Below are 20,884 nucleotides of genomic sequence, written 5' to 3' on the forward strand. Positions count from 1 at the left end.
TTTGAGTCACCTTTCCTTTCTACATCGCCATTCACTTCAAACAAACCTCAGATTATGAAAACTCTTTACTCATTTGACAGGAAGGCAAATATCCTATTGATACTGCTTTCCTTTTTGATTACCCAATTGGTGCAAGCCCAGGTAGACTGCTCCAGCTTACCGGTTTGGACTTCCTCTGGCGTCTACACAGGAGACACAAGGGTGCAATACAACAATGTGGCTTATGAAGCCAACTGGTGGACACAAAATGAAAACCCAGCCAGCAACTCCGGTCAATGGCAAGTATGGACCAGCCTCGGAACGTGTGGTACAGGTGGTGGCAATAGCGCTCCAACCGTAAGCATCAACACTACTGGCACTTCCTTTACCGAAGGAGAAAACATTACTATTTCCGCATCGGCATCTGACTCAGATGGCACTGTTGCTAGTGTTTCTTTCTATCAAAATGGTAGCCTACTAGGCACAGATAGCAGCAGCCCATTCAGCTATAGCTGGACCAATGTTGCTGCGGGGAATTACTCGCTGACAGCTACTGCTACTGACAATGATGGCGCTTCTACCACCTCTTCGACCCTTGCCATCACCGTACAGTCAGACAACACCGGTGGCGGTGGAGACTGTGAAGGAACAGCCTCCTATGTGGAAAATGGTGGTTATTCGCCAGGTAGTGAGGTTAGCAATAACGGAAACATCTACCAATGTAGAGACTATCCTAACTCAGGATGGTGTAATGGCTCTGCATGGGCTTACGAGCCTGGCACTGGAGCACACTGGCAAGATGCCTGGACACTTGTCAGCGAATGTGGTGGTGGAACAGGAGGAGACAATCTAGCTCCAGACGTCAGCATCACCAGTCCGTCTAACGGGGCTTCAGTTACTCCAGGTAGCACGGTAAATATTGAGGCAAGTGCCTCTGACAGTGATGGAAGCGTGACCAAAGTGGCCTTTTATCAGAATGGAAACTTACTTGGTGAAGACACATCAGCTCCATACACCTACTCATGGACCAGCGTAGCTATAGGCAGCTATGCGATCACAGCAATTGCTACCGACAATGAAAGCGCTACCACTACTTCCAGTCAGGTATACATCAATGTTTCTGATGGAGGTAATCCAAACACTGCCCTCCCAGACAGAGTAATGGTGGGTTACTGGCACAACTTTGACAATGGGTCTGGCGTGGTAAAACTACGTGACGTTTCGGACAAATGGGATGTGATCAACATTGCCTTCGCAGAACCAACCACCCAGGGCGGAGCTAGCATGACCTTTACTCCTGACAATGCAATTTATTCCTCCACTCAGGAGTTCAAAAACGATGTAGCTTACCTAAAAAGCCAGGGCAAAAAGGTATTGATCTCTATAGGTGGTGCTAATGGAACCATCCATATCGAAAATGCTGCAAATGCTCAAAGCTTTAGCTCTACCATGATCAATATCATTAATGAATATGGTTTTGATGGATTAGATATAGATCTGGAAGGAAGCTCACTTTCTCTTGGTGCTGGTGATACAGACTTTAGATTCCCAGCTTCTCCTAGAGTGGTTTATTTCATTCAGGGAATGGAAACAATACTCAACAACTATGGATCTGACTTTGTACTGACAGCTGCTCCAGAAACTGCTTATGTGCAGGGAGGTTACAGCACTTATGGAGGCATCTTCGGTGCTTACTTGCCAGTATTGTATGCATTAAAAGATCGTATGGCGCTTATCCATGTACAGCACTACAACACCGGATGCATGCTTGGACTAGACAATCAGTGTTACTCACAAGGAACTGCGGACTTCCAGGTAGCAATGGGCGAAATGCTCTTGCAAGGATTCTCAGTAGCTGGTAATCCGACAGCCTTCCCTCCTTTCAGAGAAGATCAGCTAGCTATAGGCTTACCTGCATCGCCATCTGCTGCTGGCGGTGGATACACCAACCCAAATACCGTGAAGCAAGCGTTGGATTACCTAATAAAAGGCATTTCCTATGGAGGCAATTATACTTTGATCAATTCTGGAGGGTACTCAGGCTTCAGAGGCATGATGACCTGGTCCATCAACTGGGACATAAACTTCGGATATGAGTTTTCGAATAACTACCGAGCTTACCTGGATGCTCTTCCATCATCAAGATGGACATTGGGAACGACCCAGAAAGATTTAGGTCTTCATGACGGCTTAACCATTGGACCAAATCCATTTGTCAATCAGGTAAAACTTACACTAACTGTTTCTGAAGAGCGAGAAATCTATCTTGGATTGTACAACCAGTTAGGACAAGAAATCAAGGTTCTTCGAAAAGGTATTACAGCGAAAGGCATTCATGAGTCTATGTTCAATACCAGCGAACTGAATACCGGCATGTATTTCATTCGAATGATAGATGGCGAAAAAAGTGAGACTTTCAAACTACTTAAGGAATAACTGACTCAAAATCAATTGAATTTGCCCCAGTGGTCGTACACCTAAAGGCTGTTCAATTGATTCTTTGTTAAAAGTTAACCTAATTCAACCCGACTGAAAGGGTAAAAAAACACACCCGCTACCATGGTAGTAAAGGTTACACTACCTCAGATATAGAAGTTTGTTCCAAAGAAATCAAAGTGGAAAAAGGTATTTCGGCGGAGCCAGGTAGCGGGTGTTATTTTGAATTCAAGCACTATGCACTCAACAATGTTCAGATTTGAAAAACAGACAAATGAGCAGTTCTTCCCTACAATAAACAATCTCTATATTATAACTACTTCAACCCTCGCTCTAACGGATTTGCAATCCGTAAGTCTAGAGACATGGAATTTACAATTCCCTGGAAACTAACAGATTACAATTCAGTTTCACTTCACTTCGTGATTCCAAATCCCGAAGAACTATGGGTTTTCAAACGCACTAGAACAGATCTATGATATCATCTTACCAACTCATCAACAATCTTTTGGCTCAGCCTCGCCACATCAGCATTACCTGATTTTAGGGCTAGTTCCTTGGCTCGTCTGGCTGCTTCAATAGCCTCATCATTTCTATTCAAGTCTTTTAAATTCAACGCCTCTCTATATACCTGAAAAAACAAGGCCGACTCACTCTGCGTTACTTTTTGGATGTAGCTCAAAGCAAGCGGCAAATCCGTCTGTGTTTCGTGCAAATAAAGAGCTGCTTGAAAATAATTGAAGTCAGAAGGTCCCTGGAGCACCTTTTGGATATTGGCCATAATTGCCTCATGTTCGTCTATTTTGACAGGCACTTCCACTTTATAATTGCCCCACTGCAATACCAAATTGCTACTATTTAAATCCATTGATTCGAAATGAAGGGAGAAGGTTTCTAAATAGTAATCTATATGCTGAGAGGGTACGGTAATTTCTAAAATAGGCTTCCTTTCCAAAAATGCGGTATGAAAAAGCTTCTCATAAGCGTAAAAATGAAAAGTCCAGGTAGACTCTGAGGGAGTAGTCAGCAAAGCATAGCTACCTTTCAGCAGCACCTGCCCTCCTATCTCTATATCACCGGATATCTCGAGTTTGGTGGTAGCATTGGCACCCGTTCGCCATTTCTCACCTAATATCAGAACACCATCTTTTCCAAACAGATCACGCCCTCTCAAGCTTGGTCTGGAATAGGACAAAGTGGCTGTGGTCAAGCCTATTTTTTGCGAGATTTCCACCGCAGGACTTAAATCGGGTAGTTTAATTTGAGCATAACTTACCCATCCGATGCAAAGCATCAGTACATTTAAAGTAATTTTTAACATGATTTATGTGATTAATTGATAATTCTAAGTGACTGTTTGCTTTTTGAGGTATTCGGATGGCGGACACCCCATGATTTCCTTAAACGATTTATTGAAGGTAGATTTTGAATTGAATCCGGCATCCTGAGCAAGCCCCACTAGCGTTTTCTGTGCGCCCGTAGGTGATTTGGCCAATCTAATAAACTCATGAATCCGATGATAATTGACATAATCGAAAAAGTTCATTCCTATCCGTTCGTTGAGTAGTCTTGAGAGTTCGGGAGCATTAATACTCAACAGCTCTGCCAGATCCGACTTGAGCAACCTGGCATTTAAGTAAGGCTTTTTCTGCTCCATGATTTGCTCCAACTCCAATTTCAACTTATCCAGATCATCTTTTGAAAACTGAGATTGCGCATACTTCACCTTGTTGGATATGGGTAGCAATTGGAAAACACCCGGCGCAACCATTTGGTAATAGGCTATAAAAAGCATGATCAAAGCAACAGCCAGCCAAATAAATTCCCTGGATATGATTTCGATCTGAGAACGATGACCAAAGCTGATGAGATATACCGTCAGCCACGTCAACAAGCAACCACCGATAGCAATCAGAAAATTTCGTACAAAACCTAAATTCAACACATAACTCACTTCTGACTGTAGCGAGTTCTTTAGCTCTTTGAATTTGAGCACGCTAAATACAAAATAGATGATATTAACAGTCAACCCAAAGCCAACCAAAATATGAACCACGCGAAATAACTCTCCACTTAGGACACGTGCCTGAATGACCTCCTGTGGCGGAAGGATATAGTAAAAAGTAACCACCAAACTATAAACCACTCCAGGCACATAATGAAGCAGCACCGATTTGGAAAAGCGTTTGTCTGATAAAGTGGACTCTACGAACAGGTATACTGTAGGTCCAAAGAGTAAAATAGAAAACTCAGATATCCCTTTCAACTGTCTCTGCCAGCCCCAGGAATGGAGACCTATTTTGGCAACTAAACCCAACATAAGTATCGCAACCAAAACCAATACATAGCCATTTATAACTTGCCGTTTGCTATAGGACACACCATAAATAACTAACAGAAACAACCCCTGAAAAAAGGCAAAATAGAGTAGATGATCAATCATTGAAGAGGCCATTGACTATTCTAATATAAATTCATTGATGTGCTGAATAATATCTAGCTCAAGTTGCTTCATCTTGACCTGAAAAGCATCAAAAGCATTTTTATTTTCCCAAGAAGATATGACAAAATATTCAGGATCGTACTGGTAGCCAAAGGGAGATTTCCCTTCACTGAGCTCAATTAGTATTTGACCACCAGAGCTACTGATTTCTGCCAACCATTTTTCATAAAAGTCGCTTGATAGCTCACCTGCTTCCAACCAAAAAGCAGTAGCCACTTGAAACTGATCCCGGTGAATTTCAAAAGAAATATCTTCCTCCATTTCATAATACCTTAACCCAAAGTAAGACCAGATTTTTCTTCTTCGCTCGTGGAAATCTTCTACTTCATTTAGGATATGATCTAAAAAAGCCTCTCTAGTCGCCATATTGTCCCATTTCGCCAGAATTAGCTTTTCAGGACCATGATTACCCTGAGTGTATTTGGTGATGTTATACCATCCCGGCAAAGGCTGGTATGACATCCTTCTGGCCACAGGTGAAGCAGTTTCGAAATAAGACTTTACATCAGTTTCTGTATTTGGATATCGACTCAGCAACAAAATATCAAATACCTCCCCCTTTTTGAGCGTGATGGTATCTACCTTTTCTTGAGCTATCGCCTGACTCATCACATAACTAAGGAGTGTGATCGAAAGCATAATTTGCTGAATCTTTTTCATCATTTTATCATCGAAAGTTTGGTGTTCTTAATCGCCACAAACCTGCTCTGAAAACTCTAAATATTCGAATTATTGAGGTCCGAATGGATCCGAATACCGTATTCGGACTCCTTATGAACACAAAGTTGAGATGCATTGACCTAAGTTCGTTTCTCCTGGTCATGATTCCGTCAGGGCACAAATCCGAGGATTGAACGAGTAGAATTAAATCTTATGTCCATCATCTGCATAACACTATGTATAGTGGGTACACTTCCTACCTCCAAGCAGGTGTTGTGAGGATTTGACAGTTTATTTACCTTTCTGCTCTTAAAGAGGTTATAACCAAACCTCTCTATCCAATGTAGGATTAGCGTTTATTGATTGTTTCAAAAATAATATCACACCTTGAATAAAAAGAGCGTGCTAAAGACAACCCTTCACTACTTAGGTGAAGTATTAGTTGTAACCATAGGGATTTTTATCGCCTTTCAATTAAATAATTATTCAGAAAACCAAAAGTTAAAGAGCAGAGAAGAGAATGCCTTGAAAAGAATTGCTTCGGATCTGGAAACAGAAAAAGCCTGGCTCCAAAAGGTTCATCGCAATTACACCAGAAGTAAAGAAAAGTTAGAGAGCATTCTTAATGAAAACGACAGAGAAAACTTAGACTCTTTGTATTATCATTTGGCAAAAGAATATGTGCACTTCAATTACAATGTAGAATATTCTACCCTCAAATTCAGCGGCAATTTGTATCTGATCACCAACGACTCCATAAGATCAAGCCTTGTGAAGCATTATGAATTAAACTATGCTTATTCTGAAGAGGTTGCAGAAAGGCACAAGGCATTTGTGGAGACCTACATTTTGGGCTATTTGTCCGATGAACTTTCGTTAAATGCTACTTACCTATATGACCCTTTGGAAGTAGAAAAGAAACTAAAGAATGAGGAACTCCAAAGTAAAATGAGAAGTCAATCCAAATGGTATGGCATGGTGCTTACCGCCGTAAAACTCAAATTTATCAACGATCTTCTTGACCTTATCGACCATGAGATCCAATCAAAAACGAGCGATTCTTAACATGTTCGATGCATGAGAACTCTTACATAGGCTTTAATGCTCCTCCTCCAAACCAACTTTAGATGACCAATACCGTTCAGAGAGGTGGACCTAAAACAAATCTTCGCTCCTATATGAACGAAAACATTAAAATTCTCAACACAGAAGTCCTTTCTGACAATTGGTACACCCTCAACAAAGTCACTTTCGAGCACCGAGATCAGCAAGGCAACTGGACCCAACAGACCCGAGAAGCCTATGATAGAGGAAATGGCGCCACCATCCTTTTGTACAACAGTTCTACCAAGAAAGTCATCTTGACCAGACAGTTTCGTCTCCCCACTTATGTGAATGGAAACGATGATGGCATGTTGATCGAAGCGTGTGCCGGTCTACTGGATAAAGACAATGCCGAAGATTGCATCCGAAAAGAAACGGAGGAAGAAACAGGCTATAAGGTATCCAATGTCAAAAAGATTTTTGAATCGTATATGTCCCCGGGATCGGTTACTGAAATACTGTACTTCTTCGTGGCTGAATACACCAAAGACATGAAAGTAAGTGATGGCGGTGGACTGGATGAAGAAAATGAGCATATCGAAGTATTGGAACTGGACTTTGAAGAAGCATACAACATGATTGCTAGCGGAGAGATCAAGGATGGCAAGACCATCATGCTGCTGCAATATGCGAAGTTGAATGGGTTGATATCTTCTTAAATCTCGTCCCCTTAACTCTTCAACTATTTTAATGCTATTCCCTAATTTACATGCATGAAGTGGAGAGCAATCATTGCAGTAGTTACGGTATTCATTAGCATTACCTTATCAGGACAAAATCAACCAAAATACGCCACACAAGATGGCACCTGGTGTTGGTTTTCCGATCCGCGGGCTATCAAGGTAGATGAATCGATCATTACCGGTTGGGTAAAAGCAGATGGCACTATAGAATCTGCCAGGATCAATCTGCAGACCGATTCCATTTCCTTCAGCGAACTCTACTACAAGCTGGAAGCAGATGACCATGACAATCCAGCATTTGTCCTGGCAGGAAATGGAGACATACTGTCCATGTACACACGCCATAGCCGCAAGGATTTGTTCATCAATCGACTGGATGCTACCAGCCATTTCACCTTTTCTGGTGCACAATTGATCCATCCCTGGAGTGATGATGAGTTGGCTCGATTCCCGCGCATGACCATGACGTATGCCAATCCATTTCATCTGGAAAAGGAAAATAATCGGATCTATTGTTTCGGACGGTGGACAGGCTTCAAGCCCAACATGATGTGGTCTGATGACCATGGACAGACCTGGTCTGAGAGCAAGGTTTTCATCACCAACTATCCCTTTGACAGCAACAACCGGCCCTATGTGAAGTATTTCTCTGATGGACAATCCAAAATTCATATTGTCTTTACGGACGGACACCCACGCGACGAACCGACCAACTCGGTATATTATGTATACTATGAAAACGGTGCATTCTACAAGGCCAATGACGAGCAAATCGCTACGATAGAAACGCTACCCTTTGAACCCAAAGACGCCTCTGTGGTTTTCACTTCCAATGAAAAAGAAGGGCGTGCATGGATAGCAGATATTGGTCAGGACAAACAAGGAAATCCCGTACTGCTGTACACCAAAAGCCCAACGGAGCAAAACCATGAATACTGGTACGCTTCATATTCCGATAAGGGCTGGAACAGCTCCAAACTATGCGACTCTGGCAAGTGGTTTCCACAAACACCAGAAGGACAAAATGAGCGCGAGCCACACTACTTTGGCGGCATGACCATTCATCCGGACAACAGCAATGTGGTCTACCTATCCAGACAAATCAACGGCGTTTTCGAAATAGAGCGATGGGAAACTGCCAACAATGGCAAAACGTGGCAGCAGGAACCAATTACCCAAAATTCTGAATTGGACAATGTGCGTCCATATGTACCGAGAGGGCTTGAAGCATCAGATCAGGAGGTAGTCTTATGGATGGAAAATCAAAAATACATTCACTACACAGACTATAAGACTTCTATTAAGTATTGGGTGAGGTAATAAGAACCAAACATCCCTCCAACAACCTGACTAAAACGCTAGAAAGCACCATTAATCCGGTTGCGTCAACCTTTCTTTGACCAGGAAGTATACTGTAATCACAGTCTAACCAATTTCCTGATGTTGAGATATAGTTTCTGTCTGGCCTTGATCCTGATCGTTGCACAATCAAGTAACGCTCAGGAATCATATTCCGGTACCATTCTTTTCAAAATCACGCATCCGGAAAGCACTAACACCTCTTACCTGTTCGGTACACATCATGCGTTTGGAAAGGTATTTTTCGACTCCTTGGCAAATACCACAGAAGCTCTGAAGTCTTGTAATCTGGTCTTGAAGGAAAACCTCAACATTCCCGGTGAAACGGCTGACGACATCATCCAAGCGAGAAGTAAGGAAACCAACTGGAAGTCATTCCTCCAAAAGGACGATCTGCTCTACCTACGGCAACTGTTGGCGAACAGTAGTGCCTTCCAAAAAATGACCCCAGCAGAGCTTCATGCTTTTCTGATTCGCCGATACAATCAGACTGTTTGCTTGCAGCGAGATGAGGAAGACAACTCCACTTCTCTGGATGATTACATTGGTCGTTTGGCTGAGAGCTGGGATACGCCATTACTCGGTCTGGAGACCACTGCCGATCAACTGCAATACATCAATGAAGACATTGCAGGCATGCCAGCCAAGGTTCACAAGAAACGACTACACACCACCATCAACCTTTTACAAGCCCAGGACAACTCCAGCTGCAGTAGCATCGACTGGTACAGCGCCATGAACTTTGACTATCAGCTTCAGTCTCCATGTGCGAATACCTTAATGTTCATCGACAGAAACAACCAATGGATGAAAAAGCTGGAAAACAAACTCCAAACGAACAACTGCTTCATTGCTGTAGGTCTGAGTCACCTGATGTACGATTGTGGCTTGATCAATCAGATTAGGGAGCTGGGATATGAGGTAAGTCCTGTAGCGGTGAGGTAATAATCGCGGCATTGGTTTGTCTCCTCATAAACCTAAAAAGCATATAGATCGAGAAAAGAAAAAAGGGTATTTTTCTCCAATATTTTAAATAACGTGACCTGGTGTCAGGTATACGGTTGTTGTACTACACTTTGCAAATTCAAACCGATTATTGTTATGACTAGAGAAGAAGCTCAACCAGCATGGGAGGCAATTGTTAACAAGGGGTTTTCGAACTACCAATCTTTATCCCGTGACGAGCGAATCTGGTTCAACTTAGAACCTCTAACAACTGATGGAATAACTGATCACTATATCAATTATGGAGCGGAGCACAACAAGGACACAATTAGGGATTTGGAATATCTGGGATGTTCTGACATTGCTAAACTCTTGAAGCGAGTGAACAAACACTTCTTTTGGGGCAAACCTTCCAAGGATATTGATAAGAGGAACGTTCAGATGATGAAAATAAATGATAAGCATCCCAACTTCTTTGACGACATAGACGACACTTACTGGGATTTGAATAATAAATTAGAAAACGCCTTACTCGAACATATTAATAAAACTGGAATTGGAGAATCCCCAAACACATCCAGCATATAAACTTTAAGTGAAAAATGGTATTTTTCTTCAATATTTTAAATAACGTGACTAGGTGTCATGTGTATAGTTGTCATCTGTCATGAGCATTTTTCAAAAGTTATTCGGAACGTCAAAGCCAAGAATGTCAAAAGTAGAATATTGGCATAAGTGGAGATTTTTCGAACTTCTGGATTTGTTGCATCAAGCTGAAAAACTCTTAGAAAATTACAAAGGTGGATACTCCGGAGAATTTTTATCCGCTGAAGAATTTCACGGATCTTTACTAGAGGAGATAGACAATATTGAATTCGGCAATCAACATGATCTTACGAACATTGCTATTTGGTTCGCACCAACTCAACAATGGGATGATTTTGTAGGAGAAGAAGGCCTTGAACTTGGTAACAAGATTTATGATATTGCCAACCAATGGTATAAAAGCGAAAAAGGATATTCCTAAACATCAATTGCAACCCATTAAGTAACATTCTGCCTTGAAAGAAACATCATTTGGATATGAGCAAGCGCTTGAAAAGATCAAGGGAATCGGCCAAAAACCAATTGTAATTGAAATCCAATGGGATGGAGATACACAAGGTTGGTTTATAATGATGTTTCTTATAACAGAATCTGGATTTTGGAAATTCAAAAGAACACATGTTCATCATTTGGGAAATATCAGTAGTGGTCATGGCGATTTAAGGTTATTTAATGGTCAGGTTCCTCCATGGCCTGAAGCAAAACAGGCAATGAATATTGCTGAAGAACTTAAAAAAGAATTGGAATTGGAAATTTACTTTCCTTCACCAAACGAACCCGATGATGATTGCCCGAGATGGTGGGAACAAGATAAAGCCATCCATTGTGCAGATTGCAACAAGCTAATTATACCTACTACCAGCCCATATCTATCAAAAGAAGTATGTTACAACTGTCATCTAAAAAGAAAACGCAAGAACAGGGAAGACATTCACTAAAAAAGCAAGATGGGAAATTACCACCCACACTCCCATTTTCCCCCTCCAAAATCCCAAAAACGCCCAAAACTGGAGTTTTGGACTCATCGCAGTTCCGCATAAGCCCACTTCTGCAGTTTTGGACCTATTTCAAGTCCGCAGAGGCAAAAGTCCAGAGTTTTGGACTTATTTCAGATTCGCAGAGCCCCAAATCTGGAGTTTTGGAGCTATTTCACCTTGGGATATGCCCATTACTACAGATATAGACCTATTTCCATACAAAGTAGCCTCAAAACTGGAGTTTTGAGGCTAAAAAGCATGAAAGCCATGGCTAGAGTCGCCACGAGCCTTTTGCGCTCGATTTGTGAGACCAATAGCTGAGGCACGTGGCTAAAAAGTGAAAACTATTTGTAAGCCTCCATCAAGGTGATCAACTCCTTGTAGGCTTTGATCAGCGACTCACTTCCGCTGATTTGCACATGGGCAAACAGCATGGTGAAGAGGTTATTGACCGCATCCACCAGGGCTGGAGCCGCATTGGTAGCCGCCACCGTCTCTCCCGAGGCAGTGAGATCCTTGATGTAAGCCTCAGATGTCGACTTAAACGCATCATTAGCAGCCTTGATCGGTGCCAGCCATCTAGACAATGCCGGTAGAGACTTTAGATTCAAAGCTTCCAGCTCTTTCAGCATGTTATCCGTCTGAGCAGTCTGTTCGTCATAGCTCAGTTTGCTCAACCCAAAACCATATTCACTGGTGATCTTCACCACCTGATCCAGTAGCTGCTGCACAGCTCCAGCATGTGGAAACTGCTGCTCTGATTCCACACCTTTAAAGAAACCTGAATTGAGTACATCCCGGGTGCGGTCCAGGACAGGCTTGTTTGATGAAGCGGCAGACCGAGTCATCCCATCCTTGAACGCTTCAAAATGCGACTCTACTGCAGCAACCTGTGCACTTACTTCGGCCAGATCTTTGGTGGTTTGTAATACTCCTTCGGTGAATGATTGTAGCTGCGCCCAACGCAGCTTAGGTACTTTAATCATTTGCATGGCAATAAATGTTTAATGATTGAAAAAAAATTAAACGTAGAAGATAACGCATTCGTCTAAAAAATCCATGCTTCCCGCGTAACGTGTTGACTGGTAGTGGGGAAAAGGGTATTTTGAGGGATTGTTTGATCAAGACCAAAATGGATTAGATTGGTCATGATATAATAAAACAACATGACCGATCATGTTATAACTATGTTGAATGCCACATAGACTTCAACAATGAATATAAGAGATACTTCACAAATCGTTAAGCAAGCATATCCTAACATGAAGCTTAATGTAGAATTCGACTTTGGAAAAGACAAAGGAAGGGTAACTGGGATTAAAGAGACCAAAGAAGCAATTAGGATTCTGCATAATAATGAGTTATTCCCAGAACAGGTTAAAACCCTATGGAGCAACTTTTTTGTTCGTCAGACTGCTGATGTAACTGAAATAAATAGTGATGAGAGAAGAATGCTTGACACTAATTATGGGTATTTGAAGATTGCAATTGATGCCCCCTTCTAGTCCGCGTTTGTAACGCGGACTCACTAAAAAATCAAGTTTGCAACTTGAACATATGCAAACCCCGCTCATTCGGATTTGTAATCCGAATGTAAAGAGTCAGGGAATTTGTAATTCCATACACGACCTCCCCACAAAAAATCACGCTCCATTTCCAGCAAATTATAACTACCTTTCCAATCCATTTAATTGACCCTACCCATGAAAAGAATTCAGTTTCATAAAGACATCAAGGCGCCAGTAGCTCATGTTTATAACATCATGCTCGGCATAGAAAACAAAGCTACCTACGAGCAATGGACAGCTGAATTCAACCCTACATCTACCTATGAAGGCAACTGGGAAAAGGGCACTAAAATGTACTTCGTAGGAACGGACGAAAACGGCAAAAAAGGTGGTATGATCTCCAAAATAGAAGATAACATCCCCAACCAACTCGTTTCTATCTGCCACCTGGGCATGCTAGACGGAGACAAGGAAATCACCGAAGGACCAGAGGTAGAGCCCTGGGCTGGATGCATGGAAATCTACTCGCTGGAGGAAAATGATGGCATCACCACGGTCACCGTATCGCTAGATGTCACCGAAGAACATGAAGACTACTTCAATACCTCCTGGGTGAAAGCATTGAACAAACTACAGGAACTATCGGAAGGGTGATTTATCCTGCAAGCTCTACCAAACGCTAATCACCAACAACTCAATAGGCAACCCGCCTGCCGGCGAGGCAGGAAGGCAAGTACTCAATAGGCAAGTAGAGCTCTTGGCGGTCATTTCAAGAAAATTTCTTATTCTCAAGAAACGAGAATAGGAGAACACTTCTAGCTAAGAATTCGTAAATTTGAATATGGACATTCAGAGAACAGATAGTGAAATTCTTTTCAAGCTACCTGCTAACGTTGATACCCTCGGACTTCAACGCATGATCGACTATCTACGCTACAAGGAAGCTACCGCTGAGAGTACTGCGGATCAGGCACAAATAGATAAACTGGCAAAAGAATCTAAGGAAAATTGGTGGAAGGAAAATAAGCACCGATTTGTTAAATGAGGGTAGTTGTTGACACCAACATTGTTTTCAGCGCAATTTTGAATTCAAACGGGCTTATTGGAGAACTCCTATTCAATTCAGAGGATCAGTTTGAATTCTACTCTACTGAGTTCATCCTTGATGAACTGGCAAAATACAAAACCAAGCTTCAGTCACTAACCAAAATGTCAGAGGAAAAAATTAACGTTTCGATTCATCAGGTTCTAAAAAATATAGACCTAATTTCATCTGAAGCAATTTCCAAAGCTGATTGGAATAGGGCTTATGAACTGGCTTCCGTGACACTCCATTCCTGGCCATTGCCATCGGAATAGACGCGATCATTTGGACAGGAGACAAGAAGTTGATCACAGGATTAAGAGCAAAAGGCTTTCATGACATTTACTCTACAGCAGAATTATACGAAAAACGAGTATAGCAAACATCAAGTTTGCAAAGTGAACTAAAGCGAATTACCGACTCACCTATTAGCGAAAACGGACCTACCGAATACCCTAATTCAATTGACAATATTCAAATAATCAATATGCAACATCAAAACACCCAATAAGCAAGCAGAAAACTTTGACTGATCACTGATCTACCAATTCACCGATCACCAACTCACAAGAACATCAAGTTACGAACCTGAACTAGAGCAAGCCCCCATCACATTCATAACTTCATTAAATTCGCCATTTTCTGCACGAAATGACTCAAGATCATTTCGCTTAGCCATAATCAACCGTCAAGCATGAAAATTGCCTTCAAAGAAGACTTCAGTTACCAACTTCATACACAATTCGAAGAATCCTTATACCATCCCATCAAAGTATATGTAGACTGGAAACGCCAAAACCAATGGGACGACTATGATGAATACACTCATTCATTGGATTTCATCAATCAAACCATCGACAGTGAAATATGGTATCACATTCACACCGTAGAAAAGCAGCAGGAAATCAAAGGAGTATTAACGATCATTGATGGTCATTCCGCAGATGCAGACTTACTAAAAGATTTTGTCCCTGCAGAAACCATTTGCTTGAAGTATTTCCACATTGTGGACAAAGGAGCAGGTATTGGACGGTATTGGTTAGAGTCAGTCATCATGCCTTATTACCGGGAAAGAGGATTCAAAAACATCCTGGTCAGTAGCAGCCATCCATTATCATTCAAATTCTATTGTAAATTCGGATCGGAACTGAAAGCATTCACCAAACCAAGTGACAATAAGCTATTCGAAAGAGCATGCAAATCGTTTCTGATTCCAATTGTATAAGAGCCTTTCGGCTTACCAATCACTTTTTGTTCAATAGGCAACAAGCAACTAAAATTCAATAGGCAGTAAGCAACTAATCAATATGCAAAGAAAAACTCAAAACGAACATTTAGAGCTCCTCTTCTCATCACTAATCACCAACAACTCAATTGACAACCCGCCTGCCGGCGAGGCAGGAAGGCAAAAATTCAATATGCAAGAAAGTACCCCTTCTAATCACGAAGCTACTGATCACCAATTCACCGACCAACCGATCACTGATTCACTAACTCCATCACTTCTCTCCAAATCTTATCATCCACAATCATTCCGTTCGCCAGATTACGCTCTCTATTCATAAGAGCTCTTTCTCCCGGATAATAAACTTTGTCACCAGAATTCATCGGAGGCACATCGTGTGTATAGTCTATGATTTCGTTGAGCAGCTTTTCTGAGATATTTGGATCACTGAATTTGCCAGGATCAATGCAGAGGTAAATCTGAGAAACTCCAGTTTCTTCTTCTTTTTGACTGATTTTATAAGTAGAATCACCTGCAGAAAGTAAAGTCGCCAACATGTCCAAGATCATCGAGAGCGCTGAACCTTTCCAATAGCCAATTGGCAATCCACGCTGCTTCTTTCTTAATTCCACAGGATCATCGGACAATTCATTGTTTTCATCCCATCCGCCCGCAAAGGGAAGTTTCTCATCCTTCAGTGCATATTCCTGGATTTTACCAAAAGAAAACTGAGAGATCGCCATGTCCAGCACCACATGACCCTCAGCTCTGGGAATAGCCACGATAAACGGATTATTGCCAATTCGGCTGTCACGTCCTCCCCAGGGAGGCATATTGGGCTGCGTGTTGGTAAATAGAATTGCAATGCATCCGGCATCTGCAGCTTGCCAGCCATACGCACCTCCTCGCATCCAGTGATTGGTATTGCGCAGGGCCACGAGCCCCATCCCATGTGCTTTTGCTAATTCAATTGCCCTATCGGTACACTTACGAGCGTTGATCACACCAGAACCATATCGACCATCCCATCGCTCTATGCTTCCGAAAGCATCCACTGGCTCCGCTTCTTCATTGATTTTGATAATCCCTTTTCTCACCAGATTGATAAATGCGGGTACACGATTAACCCCATGCGAATTGACACCCATCAAGGTGTTTTCGGTATGCGTGTCCGCAAGGATTTTGGCTCTGGTTTCGCTAAATCCATACTTTAGGAATAGTTCATAAAGCACGGACTGCATTTCAGCACTTGATATCGTCATTAGCTAGGAATTGATGATTAATCTTATTCCAAGATAACCATAGACCGATTAGCCACAGGTTTCCTTCCAACAAAAAAGCCCAACAACCTGTTGACTTTAATAAAAAAGATGCCATCATCACCCTGTCAGTATTAGGATTGTTAACTTTAGTTTTGAGCTTAAGAAAAGTTATGTAGGTACATGATAAGTCTTGTCTACACATATGACAAAAGTTAACTTCACCATTCAGCGAACCTTCTACTTTTGCTCCGAATTCAAACGGGGAACCTCTCCATTGAATTCATTCAAAAACCAACAAAATGTAAATTCATCAAGTCATGAATAAGTCGATATACATCAACCCGACTGAAGCGTACTGCGGCAAGTCATTGATTACTTTAGGCCTCATTGAGCATTTACTGCGTTCCACTCAAAAAGTAGGCATTTTTCGTCCAATCATTAAGAGTCGTCCGGGAGAGGAAAGAGATAGAGATATCAATCTTTTCCTTACGCACTTCAACATCAATGTGGACTATAAGGAAACGTACGGTTACACCACCGACGAACTCCAAAACCTGGAAACCAAGGGCAAGCACGATGAAATCCTGGATGGTATCATCGCCAAATACAAAGCGCTGGAAGAGAAGTTTGACTTTGTGGTAATAGAAGGATCTGACTTTGAAGGCAAAAACTCTATCTATGAGTTTAACCTCAATCTGGAAATTGCCAAAAACCTGGGCAGCCCGGTAATCATGGTTGGCAAAGCCGATAAGAACTTACCAATTGAAGAGCAGTCCTACAACATCGTCCAATCTGTAGACAACTTCATCAACAGTGGCTGTCAGGTGGTAAAGGTGATTGTGAATCTTGTTCCTGAGGAAATTCATTCTGATCTGGAAAAAGAACTGAAAGCCAATCTCCCAAAAGATCTGCTGAATGTAGACTTCTTGCCAGATGATCACGTACTTAGCAGCCCGAGTATCGCGGAAATTGTGGATGCATTAGACGCTCGAGTATTGTATGGCAAAGATCAGCTGAATCGCCTGGCATATTACTACACCATCGCAGCTATGCAACCTCACAATTACTTGCAGCGAATGAAGGAAAATTCACTGGTAATCACTCCGGGGGACCGTGGGGACATTGTGATGACTACTTTACAGGCACACCAATCCAGCAACTATCCTTCTCTTGCTGGGATTGTTCTATCAGCTGGTTATGAGTTAGAAGATGCCTATCATAAATTACTAGAAGGTCTTCAGGATATTGTTCCGATCATGTCTGTAGCATCTAACACATTTGATACAGCGAATAAGATAGCCAATATCAGATCTTATCTGAAGCCGACAAGTCACCGCAAGATTTCATTAGCCAAACAGCACTTTGACCATCATGTGGGCATGACCCAATTGATGGAAAAGCTGAAAGTGATGGCTCCGAGCAGTGTATTGACACCTAAAATGTTTGAATACAGCTTATTCAAAAAAGCTAAATCTGACAAAAAACGAATTGTACTACCAGAAGGTGAAGATGAACGCATCTTGAAAGCAGCCGAAATTCTGGCTTCTCGTGGGTTAGTAGATTTGATCATCCTGGGTAATGAGGAGCAAATCCAAAAAGACATTACTCGTCTTGGACTTACGTTTGACTCTAAGAGCATTCAAATCATCAATCCATTAAAGCATCCAAAGTTCTCCGACTATGTAGTGGAGCTATACGAACAGCGTAAACACAAAGGAGTAAACACCGATATGGCCAAAGACTTGTTATCTGATGCTACCTATTTCGGCACCATGATGGTACACATGGGTGATGCTGATGGCATGGTTTCCGGTGCGATTAACACCACCCAGCACACTATCCGCCCAGCGCTTCAACTGATCAAAACTAAGCCAGGCTACAGCACGGTTTCTTCGGTATTCTTTATGTGTCTGGAAGATCGGGTATTGGTCTATGGTGACTGTGCTGTTAATCCAAACCCAACTTCTGAACAACTGGCAGAGATTGCTCTTTCTTCTGCAGAGACTTCCACCGCCTTCGGTATTGACCCGAAAGTTGCGATGCTCTCTTACTCTTCCGGTTCATCTGGAAAAGGTGAAGAAGTAGAAAAAGTACGCGCAGCTACCGAGTTGGCGAAAGCTAAAAATCCAAATCTCAAACTGGAAGGTCCTATCCAATACGACGCAGCAGTAGACAAAGAAGTAGGTCAGAAAAAAATGCCAGGATCTGAAGTGGCTGGCCAGGCGAGTGTCTTGATCTTCCCTGATCTCAACACTGGTAACAACACTTACAAAGCCGTGCAGCGTGAAACGGGTGCGATTGCCATCGGACCAGTATTGCAGGGCTTAAACAAACCGGTGAACGACTTGAGTAGAGGCTGTACCATCACGGATATTGTGAATACCGTGGTAATCACCGCTATTCAGGCACAATACGAAAAATAATTACCAGCAATACACCAGATCAGAGATTATTGATCTGGTTAAATTAAAAGAACCATGAAAATCTTAGTAATCAATACGGGAAGCTCTTCCATCAAATATGTCGTCTATGAAATGGAGGGTCATCAAGTTTTAGCGAAGGGATTAGTAGATCGAATTGGAGATCCCGCCTCCTCATTGACCAATTCATTTTACACTCCGGAAGAACATAAGCAAAAGATCGAGATTTCCATTCCTAACCATGCTGTCGGATTGGAGTTGGTTGTCAAAACTTTGATGGATCCTGAAAAAGGCATCATCAAAGACACCAACGAAATCAGTGCAGTAGGACACCGGGTAGTACATGGTGGCGAGCGTTTTAGTGCTCCAGTGGTGATCGATGAGGAAATCAAAGCGAAGATTAAACAACTCATCACTTTAGCACCACTTCACAACCCATCAAATCTGGAAGGCATCAAAGTCGCGGAGAAATTCTTCCCGAACGCCAAACAAGTGGCAGTGTTTGATACTGCATTTCACCAGACCATGCCTCCAAAATCCTACAGATACCCGATACCTAACTGGCTTTACACTGAAGAAAAAATTCGAATTTATGGAATGCACGGAACCTCGCACTCCTACGTGAGCAAGCAGCTCATTGCACAGCTGAACAAACCAGTAGAGAATACTTCTGTAATCTCCATTCATCTGGGAAATGGCTGCAGTATGGCCGCAGTACACGGAGGTAAATGCATCGATACTTCCATGGGATTAAGCCCGCTGGCTGGCTTGATGATGGGAACGCGATCAGGAGATTTGGATCCAGCAGTTCCATTTTACCTGGGTACCACGCTCGGAATGAAATTGGAAGATATTGACAAAATGCTCAATAAGGAAAGTGGACTGAAAGGAATTGCCGGCAGCAATGACATGCGCGACGTACTGGAGCAAAGAGAAACTGGAAATGCAAACGCTATCCTTGCAATTGACATGTATGTGCAGCGTATTAAGAAATACATCGGTGCATACATGGCTGAGTTAGGCGCTCTTGATGCTATTGCTTTCACAGCAGGAATTGGAGAAAACAGTGTTAAGCTTCGTGAACTTGTTTGCGAAGGTCTTGGAGTTCTAGGTATTGAATTGGATAAAAGCAAAAACGCTGCATCAGGCTCAGGCAACAGACGCATCAGCACGGATAATAGCAAGGTGGAAGTCTGGATTATCCCGACTAATGAAGAATTGGAGATTGCACTACAGTCAGAAAAGCTATTATAATATTTTGGAGTTTAAAGCAGGTTGAATTAAGCCGTTCTCAGTTTTGGGAGCGGCTTTTTTATTCAAGAGTGATTCGTGAGGATACGAACCTTTTTTGGCTAGATGGTTATCTTCCAATATTGAAGCCTAGGCTCGTGTCTCCACGAGCCTTTTTTTGCATCATATTTCCTTCAAAAAGTTGGTATACACTAATGCACTCTCCGTGAAGTATCGTATTAATTATTAACTTCATTAAAATGGACAAATTCACAACTCCTCGAAACTCATACATGGAGTTTGACAAAATCTACTTCTGGACAGCAACAATCAATAATTGGCAAAAACTATTACTTCCTGACTCTTTTAAGGATGTCATTATTGATTCTCTAAATTATCTATCAAAGAAAAACCTAATTGATGTTTACGGATTTGTAATCATGCCCAATCATATCCATTTACTTTGGCGCATGAATGAAATGAACGGTAAAGAAACTCCAAAAGCCTCTCTACTCAAGTTTACTGCACATCAATTTAAATCGATGTTAACTCCAGCTGAGCTCTCAAAATTCCGAGTAAACGCAGTTAACAAAAAGTATGAATTTTGGCAAAGAGACCCTTTAGCAATTGAGGTTTACACTCCAGAAGTTGTCTATCAAAAACTAGATTACATCCACAGAAATCCAATAGCAAAGAATTGGAACCTAGCGAGTGAACCCAGTCAATACAAATACTCATCAGCGTGTTATTATGAGGAAAATAATCAACAATTTGATTTTCTTAAACATATAGGCGAGCAACTCTAACGGTTCGTGAGGACACGAACCGCAGCAACAGGTTCATTAGGACTCTAACTCGGCGCACAAACCTGGCCGTAGAATTAACACATTCTTTACATCAACA

22 protein-coding genes are annotated in these 20,884 nt (G+C 42.0%); 17 read left to right on the top strand and 5 right to left on the bottom strand.

What is annotated here, in order from left to right; all coding sequences use genetic code 11:
• The first annotated feature begins 54 nt into the window (after positions 1–54).
• The gene (locus tag NXS00_RS20400) at positions 55–2,415 is read left to right on the top strand and encodes an Ig-like domain-containing protein (protein ID WP_308709564.1); all 2,361 of its coding nucleotides are present in this window, start codon (positions 55–57) and stop codon (positions 2,413–2,415) included.
• 481 nt (positions 2,416–2,896) lie between these two features.
• Here NXS00_RS20400 and NXS00_RS20405 read toward each other — a convergent pair whose 3' ends face one another.
• Genes NXS00_RS20405 through NXS00_RS20415 form a run of 3 tightly spaced genes read right to left on the bottom strand, consistent with a single transcriptional unit; the run spans position 2,897 to position 5,581 of the window.
• Entirely contained in the window at positions 2,897–3,736 is an 840-nt protein-coding gene (locus tag NXS00_RS20405) for a DUF2911 domain-containing protein (protein ID WP_258101123.1), read from the bottom strand.
• A 24-nt stretch (positions 3,737–3,760) separates the two neighbouring features.
• Positions 3,761–4,858 carry an AraC family transcriptional regulator gene (locus tag NXS00_RS20410; RefSeq protein ID WP_258101124.1) on the bottom strand — a complete coding sequence of 366 codons (1,098 nt, stop codon included), beginning with the start codon at positions 4,856–4,858 and terminating at the stop codon, positions 3,761–3,763.
• A gap of 15 nt (positions 4,859–4,873) precedes the next feature.
• Entirely contained in the window at positions 4,874–5,581 is a 708-nt protein-coding gene (locus NXS00_RS20415) for a hypothetical protein (RefSeq protein ID WP_258101125.1), read from the bottom strand.
• Between the two features lie 399 nt (positions 5,582–5,980).
• On the opposite strand from NXS00_RS20415, the gene NXS00_RS20420 reads away from it, so the two are divergent.
• The 7 genes from NXS00_RS20420 (at position 5,981) to NXS00_RS20450 (ending at position 11,213) form a co-directional block, all read left to right on the top strand.
• Positions 5,981–6,643, top strand: coding sequence for a hypothetical protein (locus tag NXS00_RS20420; protein ID WP_258101126.1), 663 nt, complete (start codon positions 5,981–5,983; stop codon positions 6,641–6,643).
• A gap of 113 nt (positions 6,644–6,756) precedes the next feature.
• Positions 6,757–7,341 (top strand): GDP-mannose pyrophosphatase NudK, encoded by a 585-nt coding sequence (nudK, locus tag NXS00_RS20425; RefSeq protein ID WP_258101215.1) that lies wholly within the window; start codon positions 6,757–6,759, stop codon positions 7,339–7,341.
• Between the two features lie 54 nt (positions 7,342–7,395).
• Positions 7,396–8,685, top strand: a complete 1,290-nt coding sequence (locus NXS00_RS20430) for a BNR-4 repeat-containing protein (protein WP_258101127.1) — start codon at positions 7,396–7,398, stop codon at positions 8,683–8,685.
• A gap of 120 nt (positions 8,686–8,805) precedes the next feature.
• A complete protein-coding gene (locus tag NXS00_RS20435; protein WP_258101128.1) occupies positions 8,806–9,669 on the top strand; it encodes a TraB/GumN family protein in 864 nt (287 codons plus the stop codon).
• 156 nt (positions 9,670–9,825) lie between these two features.
• A complete protein-coding gene (locus NXS00_RS20440) occupies positions 9,826–10,257 on the top strand; it encodes a DMP19 family protein (RefSeq protein ID WP_258101129.1) in 432 nt (143 codons plus the stop codon).
• A 121-nt stretch (positions 10,258–10,378) separates the two neighbouring features.
• Positions 10,379–10,696, top strand: coding sequence for a hypothetical protein (locus tag NXS00_RS20445; protein WP_258101130.1), 318 nt, complete (start codon positions 10,379–10,381; stop codon positions 10,694–10,696).
• Positions 10,697–10,730: 34 nt separating this feature from the next.
• Positions 10,731–11,213 carry a hypothetical protein gene (locus NXS00_RS20450; RefSeq protein ID WP_258101131.1) on the top strand — a complete coding sequence of 161 codons (483 nt, stop codon included), beginning with the start codon at positions 10,731–10,733 and terminating at the stop codon, positions 11,211–11,213.
• Positions 11,214–11,596: 383 nt separating this feature from the next.
• Here NXS00_RS20450 and NXS00_RS20455 read toward each other — a convergent pair whose 3' ends face one another.
• A complete protein-coding gene (locus NXS00_RS20455) occupies positions 11,597–12,238 on the bottom strand; it encodes a DUF6261 family protein (RefSeq protein WP_258101132.1) in 642 nt (213 codons plus the stop codon).
• 228 nt (positions 12,239–12,466) lie between these two features.
• Between NXS00_RS20455 and NXS00_RS20460 the strand changes: the two genes are divergently transcribed.
• The 6 genes from NXS00_RS20460 (at position 12,467) to NXS00_RS20480 (ending at position 15,069) form a co-directional block, all read left to right on the top strand.
• Complete coding sequence (locus tag NXS00_RS20460) at positions 12,467–12,757, top strand: hypothetical protein (RefSeq protein ID WP_258101133.1); 291 nt, start codon at positions 12,467–12,469, stop codon at positions 12,755–12,757.
• A 198-nt stretch (positions 12,758–12,955) separates the two neighbouring features.
• On the top strand, positions 12,956–13,414 hold the full coding sequence (locus tag NXS00_RS20465; protein WP_258101134.1) for an SRPBCC family protein: 459 nt from the start codon (positions 12,956–12,958) through the stop codon (positions 13,412–13,414).
• A 187-nt stretch (positions 13,415–13,601) separates the two neighbouring features.
• Positions 13,602–13,805: a hypothetical protein gene (locus NXS00_RS20470; protein ID WP_258101135.1), complete on the top strand. Its 204-nt coding sequence runs from the start codon at positions 13,602–13,604 to the stop codon at positions 13,803–13,805.
• Positions 13,802–14,119 (top strand): PIN domain-containing protein, encoded by a 318-nt coding sequence (locus tag NXS00_RS20475; protein WP_258101136.1) that lies wholly within the window; start codon positions 13,802–13,804, stop codon positions 14,117–14,119. Before NXS00_RS20470 ends, NXS00_RS20475 begins: the two co-directional genes overlap by 4 nt.
• Before the next feature lie 5 nt (positions 14,120–14,124).
• Positions 14,125–14,223 (top strand): hypothetical protein, encoded by a 99-nt coding sequence (locus NXS00_RS26965; protein WP_373418674.1) that lies wholly within the window; start codon positions 14,125–14,127, stop codon positions 14,221–14,223.
• 315 nt (positions 14,224–14,538) lie between these two features.
• Positions 14,539–15,069 carry a hypothetical protein gene (locus NXS00_RS20480; protein ID WP_258101137.1) on the top strand — a complete coding sequence of 177 codons (531 nt, stop codon included), beginning with the start codon at positions 14,539–14,541 and terminating at the stop codon, positions 15,067–15,069.
• A 254-nt stretch (positions 15,070–15,323) separates the two neighbouring features.
• Here NXS00_RS20480 and yiaK read toward each other — a convergent pair whose 3' ends face one another.
• Positions 15,324–16,331 (bottom strand): 3-dehydro-L-gulonate 2-dehydrogenase, encoded by a 1,008-nt coding sequence (gene yiaK / locus NXS00_RS20485; protein WP_258101138.1) that lies wholly within the window; start codon positions 16,329–16,331, stop codon positions 15,324–15,326.
• 317 nt (positions 16,332–16,648) lie between these two features.
• On the opposite strand from yiaK, the gene pta reads away from it, so the two are divergent.
• The 3 genes from pta (at position 16,649) to NXS00_RS20500 (ending at position 20,787) form a co-directional block, all read left to right on the top strand.
• The gene (gene pta / locus NXS00_RS20490; RefSeq protein WP_258101139.1) at positions 16,649–18,754 is read left to right on the top strand and encodes a phosphate acetyltransferase; all 2,106 of its coding nucleotides are present in this window, start codon (positions 16,649–16,651) and stop codon (positions 18,752–18,754) included.
• A 54-nt stretch (positions 18,755–18,808) separates the two neighbouring features.
• Entirely contained in the window at positions 18,809–20,005 is a 1,197-nt protein-coding gene (locus NXS00_RS20495) for an acetate/propionate family kinase (protein WP_258101140.1), read from the top strand.
• A 236-nt stretch (positions 20,006–20,241) separates the two neighbouring features.
• On the top strand, positions 20,242–20,787 hold the full coding sequence (locus NXS00_RS20500) for a transposase (RefSeq protein ID WP_258101141.1): 546 nt from the start codon (positions 20,242–20,244) through the stop codon (positions 20,785–20,787).
• The last annotated feature ends 97 nt before the right edge of the window (positions 20,788–20,884 follow it).

Source organism: Marinoscillum pacificum, assembly GCF_024714495.1.
Lineage (GTDB): Bacteria > Bacteroidota > Bacteroidia > Cytophagales > Cyclobacteriaceae > Marinoscillum > Marinoscillum pacificum.